Origin of the sequence: Pantoea rwandensis, from assembly GCF_000759475.1 — a bacterium.
Lineage (GTDB): Bacteria > Pseudomonadota > Gammaproteobacteria > Enterobacterales > Enterobacteriaceae > Pantoea > Pantoea rwandensis_B.
Genome location: NZ_CP009454.1, coordinates 450,273 through 465,834, shown reverse-complemented (window position 1 = coordinate 465,834; position 15,562 = coordinate 450,273). Strand labels below are relative to the sequence as shown.

The following is a 15,562-nucleotide window of genomic DNA, read 5'->3' as shown; positions in this document are numbered from 1 at the left end:
TATTCTGTAATGCAACCCTGATTTCTCTTTCTGAGAGCGGTTAAGCGTGGGTTTCATTTTTTGTCGGGCAACGGGCATAATACGTTGATTGACAGGCCATCTTTGCGGACGTCGCAATGAAAACGCAGCGCATCACTCTGGACGATATTGCTACCCTGGCGGGCGTCACCAAAATGACGGTGAGCCGTTATTTACGTACTCCGGAAAAGGTTAAAACGGAAACGGCGGAGAAAATCGCCAGCGTCATGGCTGAAATCGGCTACGTCCCCGATAGCGACAACTCCAGCTCAACCAAACAAAACCCGCCGCGCATCGGCGTGCTGGTGCCCTCGTTTAATAACCAAATTTTTGCCGATCTGCTGGCGGGCATTGAGTCAGTCACCAGCGCACACGGCTATCAGACGCTGGTGGTCAACTACGACTACAATGCCCAGCGTGAAGAGGAGCAGATCGCCACGGTGCTGGCGTTTAACATCAAAGGGCTGATCCTCACCGAATCGGTGCACACGGTGCGCGCCGAGAAATACCTCAATGCCGCCAATATTCCGGTGGCGGAAGTGATGGGGCTGACGGAGGCCAGCGGGCGGATCAACGTCGGTTTTGACAACTATCGCGCCGGTTACGATATGACCTCGATGCTGCTGGCCAGCGGCAAACAGCGCGTGATCTATTTTGGTTCGATGTCCGATCGCCGCGATGAGCAGCGCTTTGCGGGTTATCGTGATGCGGTGGAAGCGGCGGGCTTCCCGGCGGGAAGAATTGTGCCGAACAAGGTCTCTTCAGTCTCGATTGGTACGGGCATGATGACGCTGGCACGCCAGCTCTATCCGGAAATGGACGCGATTCTCTGCACCAATGATGATTTAGCTGTCGGCGTATTGCAGGAGTGTCAGGCCGCCGGGATTGCCGTGCCACAGACGATGGCGATTGCCGGTTTTCACGGGCTGGAGATTGGTCAGGCCACCACGCCGCGTTTAGCCAGCGTGATCACGCCACGTTTTGAGATGGGTAAAGTCGCCACCGAGATTGTGCTGAAGAAGATTAACCAGCAGCCGACTATCGAACAGGTCAATCTGCATTATCGACTCTCGATGGGAGCGACTATCTAAGGGATCATTCAGACAGGATAAATTGTTGCTACCGGGTGGCTTTGCTAAAGTGTCGTGAACTTTAGAGGAATGATCCATGCCCCGCGACAACCGAATGTCCCGCTCACTGCACGCTTTAATTCATCTTGATCGGCACGTTAAACGCGCCACCTCGGAAGCGATGGCGAAGATGTTGGGCACCAATCCGGTGGTGGTACGCCGCATGATGTCCGGCCTGCGCGAAAAAGGCTATGTGGTGTCGGAGAAGGGGCACGGCGGCGGTTGGGAGCTGCGGGTGGAACTCAGCGCGATTACGCTACTGGATGTGTATCAGGCGATTGGGTCGCCTGCGCTGTTCAGCATCGGGCCTGCTGCCGATCCTTCGCCGTGTTTAGTTGAACATGCGGTCGATGAGCGTCTGGATCAGGCGCTCAATGAAGCGGAAGTGCTGCTGCTTCAACGTTTTAGCCACATCACCGTGGCTGATATTGCCGATGATTACCTCAAGAAAATGGCAAAACTGGGGCTGGAATCTGAGCCCCATCCGCTGTGCAGTGAATAACCTCAATCCTGCTTCTGCAAAGTGATCTGCGCATTGTGCTTCATCACATGCGTGGTGACTGCTGCCTGGAACACCTTGAACATCAGACCGTTGATAAAGGTGGTCAGGGTTAAGGTAATGAACGCCGTCATCACCCAATCAACGAGTGCCATATCGCTGTGCAATAGCGCAGGGCGATAAATCACCATGCCCGCGAGCACCGTCCAATGGCTCATGCAGTAAAAGCAGTGGAACAGATGGCCGAGTAGCGCGTGCTTTTTGGCGGTCCATGCGCGCAGGCCGGCAAACAACTCGGTTTGGGTGAGGGTCATCGCGATACTGGCCGCTGCCAGGGCTATCGCGACACAAGTTCCCACGTCTGAAGTGATCCAACTATTCATACATTCTCCTGTCAGGCATTTATCATGTAACTTACAATATTACATGATAGTTCCAGCTGCAAGCGCTGAGCTCGAATGATACGTGCGCAAGTTTGGCGAGATATCGTTATTTATTGGCTTTAACGCTAAACATGGCCAGCTGAGGCTTTTTTATAATGCTGATGATTTTTAATCCGCCATCAGGAGGAAAGATGGATATTCAGGCAGCCTGTATGCATCAACTGATGCTCTGGATCGAAGACAACATAGAACAGCGACTGACGCTGGAGACCGTGGCGCGTCGGGCTGGTTACTCGCAGTGGCATCTGCAACGTATGTTCCGCCACCATACTGGTATTGCGCTGGGCAGTTATATTCGTGAACGAAAACTCACGGCGTCGGCGATTGCCTTGATGAACGGCCATATGCCGCTGATGGAGATCGCGATTAAGTATGGCTTTGAGTCTCAACAGACATGGTGCCGCACCTTCCGTCGCATGTACGATCTGCCGCCCGGGGCGTTTCGTCGCAAATATCATCACAGCCTGCCAGCGATCGATGGGCCTACGAGCCTTCTGATACTGCAACCGCAGACGCGTCAGGCGGCGTAAAATATTTGCCGGGCGTGGAACCAAAGGCGCTGCGAAACGCGCTGATGTAACTGCTCACGCTATCAAAGCCGACCTGCCACGCCACCTGCTGCACACTTTTGCCGTCGGCCAGTCCTTCCAGTGATTTCAACAGTCGCGAGACCTGGCGATAGCGCGACAAGCTCATGCCCACTGCGCTGGCCCAATGACGGCTTAGACTGCGTGGACTGAGTCCCGCCCACTGTGCCAGTTCGGGTGCGGTGCGCGTGTCCGCCGGATTGTCCATCAGCAGGCGCGCAATCTGCCGCAGACGCGGCTCTTCGGGGAGCGGCAATGTCAGGGCATGCTCGGTCGACTCATATAACTCATCAAGAAAAACATCGCATAATCGGTTGTAGCGATCGCTGCCCCAGCTATCCGGCGACAAACTTGCCAGCCGCTCAGCCAGCGGTTCCAGCACCGAAGGGCAGGAGAGCAGTACGGGATGTTTAGGCAAGGGGGCGCTGAGTGCTTCATCCACTAACACCGTCCAGCCAAGTACACGGCCTGGCCCGATAATCGCGTGTTCGAAGTGTGGCGGAATCCAACCCACCAGGCGCGGTGGATTGGCGAAGATGCCCGACGGCGTGTTGACCGTCATCATGCCCTGCTTCAGGCAATAAAGTTGCCCGGCGGCATGGCTGTGAGTGCGGCTTTCGCGATCCAACTGCTTGGACAACGCCGCCGCGATCACTTTGGGGGCATTGGGTTGCAGCAGTTTTTTGCGCAGCTCATCTGCACGCGGATCGCCGGAGAAGGTGAGGTTGTCGGTGGGATGGATGAGCATGGGGGGTTCCGAAAATTTATCTTAGTGCAAAGTGGCGGAGAACCGTGCAGAAGTAAAGTGCCAGCCTTGCTGTGCCGCTTTTGGCTTAATCTTTCCAACTTGTAATGAAGACTTACAGGTTGCCTAAGTCACTTTTTATGCATTGGTGTGAGATGGGGGAACTAGTGGCGGAAGATCACAGGAGTCGAACCTGCCCGGGACCGCTGGCGGCCCCAACCGGATTTGAAATCCGGCCGCCTCACCGGAGACGACGATCTTCCTTTAAAGATGCCGCGCAATTATAGCCACAACCCATCGCAAAATCTTGATCTTACTCGTGCGCTACAGCACGTTCTCACGCTCTGGTATGACGCGTCGCCGTGCAGAGGTGATGTAATCCTTCACCTAAAGCTACAGTTATGATTTCTCACTGCATCAGGAGCTGAACATGGTTATCGGGATTGATTTAGGCACCTCTGGTGTCAAAGTGGTTTTGCTGGATGCGCAAGGTCAGGTCATCGCGGTGGAGACGTCGCCGTTGCAGGTGTCGCGCCCGCAGCCGTTGTGGAGCGAGCAGGATCCCGAGAGCTGGTGGAAGGCTACGGATAGGGCGATGCAGGCACTGGCACAGCAGCACGATCTCAGCGAGGTGAACGCGATTGGCCTGAGCGGCCAGATGCACGGCGCCACCTTGCTGGATGCCAAAAATCAGGTGTTGCGTCCCGCCATCCTGTGGAACGACGGGCGCAGCAGCGAGCAGTGTCATGAGCTGGAACAGCGCGTACCGGACTCTCGTCAAATCACCGGCAACCTGATGATGCCGGGCTTTACCGCACCCAAGCTGCTATGGGTGCAGCAACACGAACCGGAGGTGTTCGGGAAGGTGGCGAAAGTCCTGCTGCCCAAGGATTACCTGCGCTGGTGTATGAGCGGCGACTTCGCCAGCGACATGTCCGATGCAGCGGGCACAATGTGGCTCGACGTGGCAAAGCGCGACTGGAGCGATGTCATGCTCAGCGCCTGCGATCTCAACCGCAACCAGATGCCTGCACTTTATGAAGGCAACCAGATCACCGGAACCTTATCACCTGACGTTGCCGCACGCTGGAAGATGAACGCGGTGCCGATCGTGGCGGGCGGCGGGGATAACGCCGCGGGCGCAGTGGGTGTCGGTATGGTGGCGCCGGGCCAGGGCATGCTGTCGCTCGGCACTTCTGGCGTCTATTTCCTGGTCAGCGACGGTTACCTCAGCAACCCGCAGCGTGCGGTACACAGTTTTTGCCATGCGCTACCCAACCGCTGGCATTTGATGTCGGTGATGCTGAGTGCCGCATCCTGCCTTGACTGGGCCGCCGCGCTCACCGGCTGTAAAGACGTGCCTGAGCTGCTGGCGGAAGCGGAAAAAGCCAGCCGTGAAGCCGCACCGATCTGGTTCCTGCCTTATCTCTCCGGTGAACGCACTCCGCATAACAATCCGCAGGCGCAGGGCGCCTTCTTTGGTTTAACTCATCAGCATGGACGCCCTGAGCTGGCACGCGCGGTGCTGGCCGGGGTCGGCTTTGCGCTGGCTGAAGGCATGGAAGCGGTGCACGAGTGCGGGGTGCAACCCCAAACGGTGATGCTGATTGGCGGCGGCGCGCGCAGTGCTTACTGGCGGCAAATGCTGGCGGATATCAGCGGATTAACCCTGGATTATTGCCACGGCGGCGAAGTGGGACCGGCGCTGGGGGCGGCACGTCTGGCGCAGCTGGCCATCGATCCACAGAGCGAGTGGCCCGCGCCAGAGTTGGTGCAGCGGCATCAACCCGATGCGGCTCGTTATCAGGCTTATCAGCCGCAGCGCGAGAAGTTTGCGCAGCTGTATCAGCAGCTCCAACCGCTGATGTCCTGATTCGGTTGGGTGATGGCCGGATTCGGTCGTGGCTTTGACTTTTATTCGGCTATGATGAGCCATTCAGGCTATGTTGTATGGCCTGAATTGTCCCTGGCACTCGCCCGTGATCAGCAGGAGAGGATAGCCAAAAAGGCTGAGACAGCAGCAAAGTGACCTCAGCCCGCGAACGGCTCTCCTCTGCCATGCCGAGGTGGAGAGCTAAACACATCATCCCATCTGGAGACTTTGATGCCGCAGCCCGTCTATTTTCTGGTTCTTCCTGGCGTGATGGCGCTCGACCTCACTGGCCCGGCGGAAACCCTGCAACTGGCGGATGGCTTTTTTGCCTTGCACTACATCGGCCCGCAAGCCAGCGTGCGCTGCTCCACCAGCATGACGATCGCGGATATCGCGCCGATGCCCGATAGCCTGCCCGATAACAGCCTGCTGGTGGTACCCGGCGTGAATGACTCCAAAGTCTGGTTCGATACGGCACCTGCTGCTGCCGCGCGCGACTGGCTACGCTCACAACAGTCCGCCATCCAGTCTAAACGCATCACATTAGTCTGCATCTGTTCCGGTGCACTGCTCTCGGCGCAGGCTGGATTGTTAAATGGTGTCCAGTGCACCACTCACCACGATGTGTTACCGCGCCTGAAAGCCGCCGCACCGGCTGCGTTAGTGAAAGATAACCGCGTGTTCGTGGAAGATCATGGCATCTGGACCAGCGCGGGCATCACGGCGGGCATCGATCTGGCATTGCATCTGATCAATCGACTGTGCGGTGCACCGCAGGCGCTGAAAGTGGCGCGGGAAATGGTGGTATGGTTCCGGCGTTCCGGTGACGATCCACAACTGTCGCCGTGGCTGCGCTATCGCAATCACCTGCATCCGGCAATTCACCGCGCGCAGGACGTGATGATTGCCCATCCCGAACACGATTGGTCGCTCACCATGCTGGCCGAGCGTGCACACGTCAGTGAACGTCACTTAACGCGCCTGTTCCGCCAGCATCTCGGCATCAGCGTGCGTGAATACCATGAACAGCTGCGTTTGGTGATTGCGCGCCAGCGCCAGCAGCAGGGTGAAGCCGCTGAGAAAGCGGCGCTGGCGGCGGGATTCTCCTCGGCACGCCAGCTGCGTCGCGCGCATCAGCGCTGGGACGATCAGCTCACCAGATGATATTTGTCCACGCGTTTTAGCAGCACGGCCAGCAACAAGCTGCCAATCAGCGTGATGCCAAATACCCACGGCAGATCCAGCCACGGACGTGCCATGTTGTCGTAATGGTTGGTGCGCAAGAAATGAATAAACAGTGCATGGAAGCCATAAATCGGCAGTGAGTAGCGCGAAATTGTTGCCAGCATCGGTAGCGTGCGGCTGTTCAGTACATTCTTGAACAGCACCAACAAACTAATGGCGGCAATAAACACCAGCGGACCGCAGTAGAGATACCAGGTATCGTTGAAGGCGCCGTTGATTTTCAGCATCTGTTTGGTCCCGAGCGTAATCCCCATCCAGCAGACGATAAACCCCAATCCCGCCAGCCAGCTGATGCCACGTTTATCGGTTTCCATGCAGCCAATCGCCCGTCCCAGTAGCGCATACAGCAGGTAATAGATGCTGTCGCCACTGACGTAGAGATTGACCGGCAGCCAGTGGAAGGGGCCCAGCGATTGACTCACGGTGTTGGGATTCGCCAGCACCGCCAGCACGATCACCAAAAGCGCCACGTAGCGCGGTTGCACGCTTTTCACCTGAATCAGTGGTGACAGCAGGTAGATGCCGATGATGGCGAAGAAAAACCACAGGTGATAGAACACCGGTTTTTGCAGCAATTTCAGCAACGAGCGGCCTTCGCTGATCGGCGTCAGCCAGGTGATATAGGCCAGCGCTACGGCGCTGTAGAACAGTAAACACAGTACGATGCGCAGCAGATGCCGCCCTTGCGCGCTGCGTTCCCCAAAAAACAGATAGCCTGAGATCATAAAAAACAGCGGCACACAGACGCGCGACGCGGAGTTGAGCAGGTTCGCCACATCCCAGCTGAACCCCGTGACGGCCACTGGCCCGGTGATGTACCAGGTGGTGGTGTGAATGACGATCACCATCAGGCAGGCAACCGCACGTAAGTTGTCGATCCAGTGTATTTTTTGCGACATGGCTTCCTCGTCGGCAATACGTCCGTGCGAAGAAGGGTAGTCACAGCGCGGTGCGTCAACAACCTTTGGGACTGAAATTCGGATCACTCTGTTACGGGTGACGCTGTCTGGTGGCAGCGTGAGGAGAGCCCGGCAATAGCCGTGGTGCTCATGCCTGCACGCCGGCATGCTCACCCAAATGAAAAAAACGGCCACGTGTAACCGTGGCCGCTTTTGCGAATAAAACTGATGAGCGATAAATCGCGCTGCTACCGAGCGTGTGCTGAGCATTGGTTAAATCGCGCCGCTACCCGGTGTGTGCCTTGTGGTGGCTTAGTCGCGTACGAGGAACTTCTCGATCACCGCTTCGTTCGGCTCCACACCTAAACCTGGCTCGCTCGGCAACCACGCGTAACCATCGGCGATGCGCACTGGATTTTTCGCCAGCGAACGGCTGATCTCACCTGGCTCCACGCAATACTCCATCACCAGCGCGTTCTCAATCGCACACAGGAAGTGCAGCGAGGCGGCGGTGTTGATGTCGGTGGTGAAGTTGTGGTTACACACTTTACGACCACGGCTATGCGCGTAGCTGGCGATCTCCATCGCCTGAGTAAAGCCGGTGCGCGTCAGGTCAATTTGCACGATATCGATGCCGCCTTCATCAATCAGGCGCTGGAAACCCACCACCGAACACTCTTGCTCACCGGCGGCGATGTGCTGCTGACAGGCAGCAGAGACCTGACCATAACCGGCATAGTTGTCCGGGTGCAGCGGCTCTTCGATCCAGAACAAATTGAGATGTTCATAGCGCTGGCTGCGGCGCACGGTGGTTTTCGCATCCCAGACATGACCCACATCCAGCATCAGATCCACTTTGTCACCCATCGCCGTACGTAGCGCTTCCAGATAGCGCAGATCCAGCGCTTCATCGGTGCCAAACGGCTCCCAGCCAAATTTCACGCCAGTGTGGCCGGTATCGATGGCGTGCTGCGCGCGCGCCACCGTTTCTTCTACGCTGTACTGGAACATGTTGGAGGAGTAAACGCGCATCTTGTCGCGCATCGCGCCGCCCAGCAGCTCAACAATTGGTTTGCCCAGAGCTTTGCCTTTGATGTCCCACAGGGCGATATCAATCCCTGCCATCGCCTGCAGCACTGCACCGCTGCGCCCGTAGTAAATGGTGGCTTTGTGCATCTTCTTCCACAGGCGGCCGGTCTCCAGCGGGTTCTCGCCGATCAGCAGCGATTTCAGTCCGGTGACCATGGTGTGCGAATAGGGCGCTTCGATAATGGCTTTGGTGACATACGGGCTGCCATCCACTTCACCCCAACCGGTGATGCCCGCATCGGTGGTGATTTTGATTAGCAGTGCATCCTGCGAGCTATCGGTGCGCTGCTCAATAACCGGCAGACGCAGATAAAACGCTTCAACGTTGGTGATCTTCATCGTGGTTTTCCTGGTGTAAAGGCAATCAATAAAGCATCAGCCCACAGCGGAACGCTGCTGTCGGCGCTGCGTAATCAAGGTCTCGTAATCCACATCCAGTGCCTGAATGCGGATGTGGTTTTCAATCTCATCGGTCATCTGCGCGATATCGCCCTCGGCGAACACGTTGATCAGCCGCTGGTGCTCTTCAATGATGTCGCTCATCGATTTGCCCATGGTGGAAAGGCCGAAAATCACCGTCAGCTGGCGTGCGATCGACTCCCACAAATTGCTCAATACCGGGTTGTGGGCGAAGCTGCACAGCGTGCGATGGAAATCGGTGTCCGCCGAGGCAAAGCCATACACATCGTCGTTTTGCATCATGGTTTGCATCTGTGCCACGCCCTTATAAAGCTGCGTCAGTTGCTCAGTGCCATTACGACCTGCTTCAATGGCGCGGCGACAGGCCAGCGTCTCCAGCGGGATACGCACATCGATAATCTGCTCCAGCCGCTGATGGGAGATCTCCATCAAACGAATGCCTTTATACGGCTCGCTGGTGACGATGCCCTGGCTTTCGAGAATGCGCAGCGCTTCACGAATCGGCACGCGACTCATGCCGAGTTTTGCGACCAGATCCGGTTCAGCGATGCGGTCACCGGGTAAAATCAATCCGCGCGAGGCGGCGCTGAGAATGGCGTCTACCGCATGATCGACCAGCGTGCGCGGACGCGCAGCTTGCCAGTTGCCGTCTGTGGCGGCTTCCTGCGCCAGCGGTGCGCTGCTTTTACGGCTTGGGGTGGATGATTTTCCTGCCATGGTGATTGTCCTGTTTATACCTGCCGGGTCACGAACTGACCAAAGCCGGGTTCAACCTGCATCTGGTCATCCTGGAATACCGTGACACCACGAATAAGTGTGCGCACCACTTTACCCTGACAGCGCATCCCTTCAAATGCGCTCCACTTGCCAAGTCCCTGGAATTTTTCCCCCTCCACGGTCCAGCTTTGCTGCGCATCGATAAACACCAAATCGGCATCGAAGCCGGGTGCAATCGCGCCTTTTTTGCCCCACAGCTGGAAGGCTTTGGCGGGGCCGCTGGCGGTCATGCGGGCAAATTCCGTGAGGGCCAGACCGCGATCGATATGCGCCGCGCTGAAGAACATCGGACTTAATGTTTCAACGCCGGTTAGTCCCATACCCGCGTCCCAGATGCTGGCTTCACCGGCTTGTTTCTGTGCCGGGGTGTAGGGGCAGTGGTCCGAGGCGATCATGTCGACGTCACCGCGCAGCAGCACCTGCCACAGCGCATCGACCACCGGGCGTGGGCGGATCGGCGGGCCACAGCGCGCATTCGGTCCGATGCGTACCAGATCGTCTTCATCCAGAATCAGATAGTGCGGACAGGTTTCAAAACTGGCGCGCACCTTGCCTTTAGCAGCAACAATGGTTTCGGCGGCGCGTGCGGAGCTGACGTGCACGATGTGGCAGCGTGCGCCGGTCTCTTCCGCTACCGCTAAGACGCGACCCACGGCTTCGATTTCGGCGATTTCTGGCCCGGCCAGCGCATGCGCGCGGGTATCTTTGCGTCCAGCGCGGCGCAGTTCGCTACCGGCACCGATCAAGATGTCGTGGTTCTCAGCGTGCACGCCAATCAAGCCGTCAAAGGTGGCCAGTTCACGCATCGCACGCAGCAAACCATCATCGTCGAGGCGCGGTAAGCCTTTCTCGTCAGTGGCTTCGCCGTTGGGTGCGCCGCTGCACAGGAACGCTTTGAACGCCAGGGCACCGGCCTGATCCAGCGCCGCCAGTTCGTGCACGTTGCGGCCATCCAGTCCGGCCCACATGGCGTAATCCACCGAGCAGTTGTCCGCCAGCCAGCGCTGCTTAGCGGTGAAGTTGGCGAGGCTGGTGGCAGGCGGCAGCGAGTGTGGCATTTCAACGATGGTAGTGACGCCGTGTGCGGCCGCACCGCGCGTGCCTTCGCGCAATTCCTGCTCCGGAAAATCATGCGAACCGGTGAAATGGGTGTGCACATCAATCGCGCCAGGCACGATGATTAAACCTTGCGCATCAATGATTTCATCGACGCCGTCAGTGAGGGCACCCGGCATCAGCAAACCGCTGATTTTGCCATTTTCAATCAGCACATCGGCGGGTGCAGCGCGGGTTTCTGTCACCACCAAACCGTTGATAATTAATTGTTTCATCACTCTGCTCCTGCTTGCGTCACCAGCTCGCGATAGGGAACGGGCTGAGAGGGATCCAGCCAGCCGATAGCGCTCAGCAACTGGCTGAAGTGGTCAAATTCAACTGCTGGAATCCGGCCGTTGGGCGCGAAGACGTGGGCTTGCTGATAAGCGGCTAAACCGGTGACTAGCGCATCAAGCGGATAATCGGGATAACTGTGCTGCACCTGTGCCGCCAGTGCTGCGGCATCATGCGTGGCGATCCACGCCAGTGCCTGTTCGATGGCGCGCGAGAAGGCAGCAAACGCAGCGGCTTTCTCAGTGAGGACATCGGCCCGCGCAATGTAGGCGCTCCACGGCACCTTGCCGCACAGTAAAGCGAGGCTACTGATGCTGCTCAGCTGTCCGGCGGCAATCGCCGGTGCCAGCATATGCATGGCGTGCAGCGCATAGTCCGCTTCACCGCTGGCGACGGCCGCGAAATCCCGTGCCTGATCGCCACTACCGGCAATCAACTCCACCTGATCCAGCAAACCATGCTGGGACAGTAGCCAGCGGAAGGTCAGCGTGGCGGTGCCGACGTTACCGACATCCAGCACGCGTTTACCGCGCAAATCACTGAGCTGAAAACCGGGTTGAGCCTGCGCTGCCGCCAGAAACCACGGGTTGGCGGCGACCGAAGCGCAAAAGCACTGCAACTCAGCGCCGTGCTGTTGGTAATGCTTCATCACCACCATCGGTCCGCCCAGCGTGAGGTCCGCTTCGCGGCTCAACACCGCCGGCACTTGCCCGCCTTGCACGGTATGGCCGCCCGATGCGCTGGTGGTGAAGCTCACCTGCAACTGCTCAGCGGCAAACAAGCCGAGGCTGTCGGCCAGGTAGTGGGCGCAGTAATAGATGCGTGATTCGCTGGCATCGCCCTGATTGAAGATTAACGAGTGCATCAGCTGCGTACCTCCGTGACAAAACTGCCATTGAGCGCAGCCATGTCGCTGACACCGCACCAGTGGCTGATAGCCGTGATCTCATTGATCCAGCCGGAGAGCAGATCGAACACTGCGCTCTCGCCACCGGCCACCAGGGCGCTGATGATCGGTCGCACGCTGAGTGACAGTGAAGCCCCCAGGCAGCGCGCCACCACCGCGTCACTGCCGCAGCGCACGCCGCCATCCAGCAGCAGCGGCAGACGAGTGACCGCCTGTAAATCGGCGAGCTGATCGACCGGTGTGGACCAGCGCGCGCTTTGGCGCAGGCCAATATTCGAGGCGATGATGCCGCTCACACCGTGCTGTGCCGCCGGTGCCGCATCGTCATGATGCAAAATGCCTTTTAGCCACAGCGGCAGTTGACGCGCAGCGCAGTTTGCGGCCACCTCGTCAATTTCCTGCCAGCGCCACACCGGAAAGGCCGGCAAGGGTTCAACGCCCGGTTGCGTGCCGCCGACGGTGTGCCAGCCGCGCTGTTTGAGCGCTTCACCAATTGAGAAGCCGCCTGGCTGTAATCCCGGCACCGGATGCACCGGTGCCAGCACGGTGAGAACGATATTTTTGAATCCGGCTTGTGCAGCCTGATCGATCAAAGCTTTGATACGCCCAACATCGCCCGCCGCGCGCAGCTGTAGCCAGCAGCGATCGTACTCTGCGCCAATCTGCTCCAGCGGCGTGACCGTCTCTTCGGAGATCACCAGCGGCAGTTGCAGACGTTTGCAGGCGCGGGCTATCGGCAGCAATCCCTCTTCATGGAAGATGCGATCCCCCGCAAAGGCACCGACGCCGAGCGGAGCAGACCAGTTTTCATTGAGGAGGGTGGTCTGGGTGCTGATCGCCTCATTGCCCTGCAGTACACGCGGCAGCAAGCGAAAACGGCGCAGCGCTTGCTGGTTAGCATCCGGTTCGTCAGCGAGCGCATCGGCGGGCTGCCCCTGCATATAGCGGAACAGCGCATCGCCCAGACGTTCAAGAGCGGCAAGATCATGCATTGGCATGCTGAGCCTCCGCGGCATTTTCATGTTCAAGGAAGGTGGCAAAAGCCGGCGTTTTTGGATTCTGCAAAATCGACGGTGGACCTTCTTCAATCAGCGCCCCGTTCTGCAGGAACACCACGCGATCGGCCACGCCCGCCGCAAAGGCAATATCATGTGTGCTGATGATCATGGTGATGCCGGTTTGCGCCAGGCTGCGCATAGTCTGGTTCACTTCACGTACCAGCTCAGGATCGAGCGCCGAGGTCGGCTCATCGAACAGCAGGATTTGTGGTTCTGCTGCCAGCGCACGGGCGATGCCGACACGCTGTTTCTGCCCGCCGGACAACTCATGCGGCAGTGAGGCGGCGAAATCCTGCAATCCGACCATCTTCAGGGCACGCATTGCTTTAGCGCGGGCGATTTCGGGTTGGGCACCCTGCACTCGCAGCAGAATACTCATCACGTTTTCCAGCGCGGTGAGGTGATCGAACAGCGCGAAGTGCTGGAACACGATACCGATGCCGGATTTGGCGCGGTTAGCGGGCAGATGACGCGCAGCCAGAGGGCGGCCGTTTTCATCGCTGCCCATAAAGTGGCCTTCGGTCTGGATGGTGCCGCTACTGCGTGGCGTCAGCGCCAGAATCGATTTCAGCAGGGTACTTTTACCGGAACCGGAACGACCGAGCAGCACCACGACTTCGCCACGACGCACGGTCAGCGACAGGGATTTCAGCACCGCTTTTCCGGCGTATTCGACGCACAGGTTGTCTACTTCCAGCACCGGCGCGGCGGTTTGCGTATCCCAGCGACGTTTCGGCAACTGCATCGACATCACGTCCGCTTCTGGCGGCAGTTTTGCCAGGCGCGCACGGGCACGGCGGGCACGTTCGTCGAGGTTATAGAATTTCTCCAGCCACCACTGACCACCCGCCAGCAGCGTAGAGAGAATCAGGTAAATACCGCCCGAGGCCACCAGTACCGGAATGAACAGGAAGTTCTGCGACACAATGGCCTGGCCGCGCATCGTCAGCTCATTCACGCCCACGACGGAAGCCAGCGAGGTCGATTTCAGCAGGCCGACGGTTTCATTGCCCATGGTCGGCAGAATGGCGCGCAGCGCTTGCGGAATCACCACGTGGATCATCTCTTTGGTGCGCGAATAGCCAAAGGCCTGCGCTGCCATGCTCTGATCGCGATCGGTGGACATAATGCCGCCGCGAATAATCTCGGCGCAGAAGGCGGTTTCATTAATCATCAACGCCAGCAGGGCACTGGTGAACGGGCTGAAACGCAGGCCGAACTCTGGCAGTACGTTGTAGAGCAGAATCAGTTGCAGCAGCACCGGCGTGCCGCGCAGCAGATAGATGTACGTTTTCACCGGCACGCGGATAAACCAGTGCTTTGAGGTGCTGGCCAACGCCAGGAAAAAGCCAATCAGGATGCCGCCCGCTAATGCGCCGACCAGCAGCTGAACAGCGATGACGGCCCCTTCCCACAGGTAAGGGAAGGTCAGGTACTTAAGAAAATCATCCAAGGCGTTATCTCCCTCAATGCGATCGCTTGGGTTGCCCGTGATGCAGCAACCCAATTGATCCGACTGAGTTTATGCATTAACCACGTGCAACAACCGGGCGTTCAGCAGCGCTGCCCTGACCCCAGTAATCCAGCAATTTTTTCTGCGCACCGCTCTCCTGAATCACTTTCATCGCATCCATCACTGCACTGCGCAGCGTGGTGTTGTCTTTAGCGATAGGGAAGCCAACCATGATCGGCAGGTCAACGGTAAAGCCGCTTTCCAGCGTTTTGTCGGCTTTGGCGATGGCGATGGCGGAACCGGCTTCAGTCAGATAAATGTCGGCGCGACCGCTTTTCACCGCCTGAATGCTGTTGTCAGTGTTCTGTACCATCAGCATGCTGACTTCTGGCTTACCGGCGGCGGTGCATTTGGCGCTCTGCTCAGGTACCAGTTTGTTGGCTTCGTAAGAACCGGCAGCGGCGGCCACAGTTTTGCCGCACAGGTCATCCACAGTGATAATTTTTTTCGGGTTGCCCTTCGCCAGAATCGAACCATCCTGCACCTGCATGGAGGCGACGAAAGCGATCTGCTTCAGACGTTCATCGGTGACATACAGCATCGGCCCGATATCGGCACGACCGCTGGAGATGGAGGTCAGCAGCACGTTGAACGAACCGGTCTGATAACTGTGTTTCGCCCCAAGGCAGCTGCTGATACGTTCGAACAGCGAAGGATCGAGACCTTCAATAATGCTTGGGTCTTTTTCAGAAGGGGCTTCGAAGCCTTTGGTATAGCCACCCAGGCCTACCACCAGATCTTTGCCTTTGAGTGACGGGTATTTGGTCTGCAGCGCCTTGCACTGCGCCATCGCCGCAAAATCGCTGGCGGTTGGCGTAATCGGGTCGGTGCTGGCGGCATGGGCGCTGGAGAGGCCCGCTAACAGCGTGCCGGTGATGCCAGAGATCAGTAATGCGATGCGTGCAAATTTCATAATAAGGTTCCCCTGGTGCTGGTGAATGTGTAAGCGATGACCTTGAGTTTTATGAAC

The 15,562-nt window shown here is 58.0% G+C and carries 15 protein-coding genes and 1 tRNA gene; 5 read left to right on the top strand and 11 right to left on the bottom strand.

Annotated elements, in window-relative coordinates:
• The first annotated feature begins 116 nt into the window (after nt 1–116).
• Nucleotides 117–1,109, top strand: a complete 993-nt coding sequence (locus tag LH22_RS02030) for a LacI family DNA-binding transcriptional regulator (protein ID WP_038643914.1) — start codon at nt 117–119, stop codon at nt 1,107–1,109.
• 76 nt (nt 1,110–1,185) lie between these two features.
• Nucleotides 1,186–1,650 carry an Rrf2 family transcriptional regulator gene (locus LH22_RS02025; RefSeq protein WP_038643913.1) on the top strand — a complete coding sequence of 155 codons (465 nt, stop codon included), beginning with the start codon at nt 1,186–1,188 and terminating at the stop codon, nt 1,648–1,650.
• 2 nt (nt 1,651–1,652) lie between these two features.
• Here LH22_RS02025 and LH22_RS02020 read toward each other — a convergent pair whose 3' ends face one another.
• Nucleotides 1,653–2,030, bottom strand: coding sequence for a DUF1360 domain-containing protein (locus LH22_RS02020; RefSeq protein ID WP_200538338.1), 378 nt, complete (start codon nt 2,028–2,030; stop codon nt 1,653–1,655).
• 191 nt (nt 2,031–2,221) lie between these two features.
• Between LH22_RS02020 and LH22_RS02015 the strand changes: the two genes are divergently transcribed.
• The gene (locus tag LH22_RS02015) at nt 2,222–2,620 is read left to right on the top strand and encodes a helix-turn-helix domain-containing protein (protein ID WP_038643912.1); all 399 of its coding nucleotides are present in this window, start codon (nt 2,222–2,224) and stop codon (nt 2,618–2,620) included.
• On the opposite strand, the gene LH22_RS02010 is transcribed toward LH22_RS02015, so the two are convergent.
• Both LH22_RS02010 and LH22_RS02005 read right to left on the bottom strand, forming a co-directional pair.
• Complete coding sequence (locus LH22_RS02010; RefSeq protein WP_052059336.1) at nt 2,574–3,425, bottom strand: AraC family transcriptional regulator; 852 nt, start codon at nt 3,423–3,425, stop codon at nt 2,574–2,576. The two genes, LH22_RS02015 and LH22_RS02010, sit on opposite strands and share 47 nt — an antisense overlap.
• 165 nt (nt 3,426–3,590) lie before the next feature.
• A tRNA-Sec gene (locus tag LH22_RS02005) sits at nt 3,591–3,685 on the bottom strand.
• 167 nt (nt 3,686–3,852) lie between these two features.
• On the opposite strand from LH22_RS02005, the gene xylB reads away from it, so the two are divergent.
• Both xylB and LH22_RS01995 read left to right on the top strand, forming a co-directional pair.
• Nucleotides 3,853–5,295, top strand: coding sequence for a xylulokinase (xylB, locus tag LH22_RS02000; protein ID WP_038643910.1), 1,443 nt, complete (start codon nt 3,853–3,855; stop codon nt 5,293–5,295).
• Between the two features lie 231 nt (nt 5,296–5,526).
• A complete protein-coding gene (locus LH22_RS01995; RefSeq protein WP_038643909.1) occupies nt 5,527–6,459 on the top strand; it encodes a GlxA family transcriptional regulator in 933 nt (310 codons plus the stop codon).
• Here LH22_RS01995 and LH22_RS01990 read toward each other — a convergent pair.
• From LH22_RS01990 to LH22_RS01955, 8 genes are all read right to left on the bottom strand, one after another.
• Nucleotides 6,444–7,439 carry an acyltransferase gene (locus tag LH22_RS01990; protein ID WP_038643908.1) on the bottom strand — a complete coding sequence of 332 codons (996 nt, stop codon included), beginning with the start codon at nt 7,437–7,439 and terminating at the stop codon, nt 6,444–6,446. The two genes, LH22_RS01995 and LH22_RS01990, sit on opposite strands and share 16 nt — an antisense overlap.
• 312 nt (nt 7,440–7,751) lie before the next feature.
• Nucleotides 7,752–8,867 (bottom strand): mandelate racemase/muconate lactonizing enzyme family protein, encoded by a 1,116-nt coding sequence (locus LH22_RS01985; RefSeq protein WP_038643906.1) that lies wholly within the window; start codon nt 8,865–8,867, stop codon nt 7,752–7,754.
• Nucleotides 8,868–8,903: 36 nt separating this feature from the next.
• Nucleotides 8,904–9,665, bottom strand: a complete 762-nt coding sequence (locus tag LH22_RS01980; RefSeq protein WP_038643904.1) for a GntR family transcriptional regulator — start codon at nt 9,663–9,665, stop codon at nt 8,904–8,906.
• A gap of 14 nt (nt 9,666–9,679) precedes the next feature.
• Nucleotides 9,680–11,056, bottom strand: a complete 1,377-nt coding sequence (locus LH22_RS01975; protein ID WP_038643903.1) for a dihydroorotase — start codon at nt 11,054–11,056, stop codon at nt 9,680–9,682.
• Entirely contained in the window at nt 11,056–11,979 is a 924-nt protein-coding gene (locus LH22_RS01970; protein WP_038643901.1) for an ABC transporter substrate-binding protein, read from the bottom strand. The genes LH22_RS01975 and LH22_RS01970 overlap by 1 nt, the downstream gene beginning before the upstream one ends.
• Complete coding sequence (locus tag LH22_RS01965; RefSeq protein ID WP_038643900.1) at nt 11,979–13,019, bottom strand: alpha-hydroxy acid oxidase; 1,041 nt, start codon at nt 13,017–13,019, stop codon at nt 11,979–11,981. Before LH22_RS01965 ends, LH22_RS01970 begins: the two co-directional genes overlap by 1 nt.
• The gene (locus LH22_RS01960) at nt 13,006–14,532 is read right to left on the bottom strand and encodes an amino acid ABC transporter permease/ATP-binding protein (RefSeq protein ID WP_038643899.1); all 1,527 of its coding nucleotides are present in this window, start codon (nt 14,530–14,532) and stop codon (nt 13,006–13,008) included. Before LH22_RS01960 ends, LH22_RS01965 begins: the two co-directional genes overlap by 14 nt.
• 76 nt (nt 14,533–14,608) lie before the next feature.
• Nucleotides 14,609–15,505 carry a transporter substrate-binding domain-containing protein gene (locus tag LH22_RS01955; RefSeq protein ID WP_038643898.1) on the bottom strand — a complete coding sequence of 299 codons (897 nt, stop codon included), beginning with the start codon at nt 15,503–15,505 and terminating at the stop codon, nt 14,609–14,611.
• Nucleotides 15,506–15,562 lie beyond the last annotated feature (57 nt).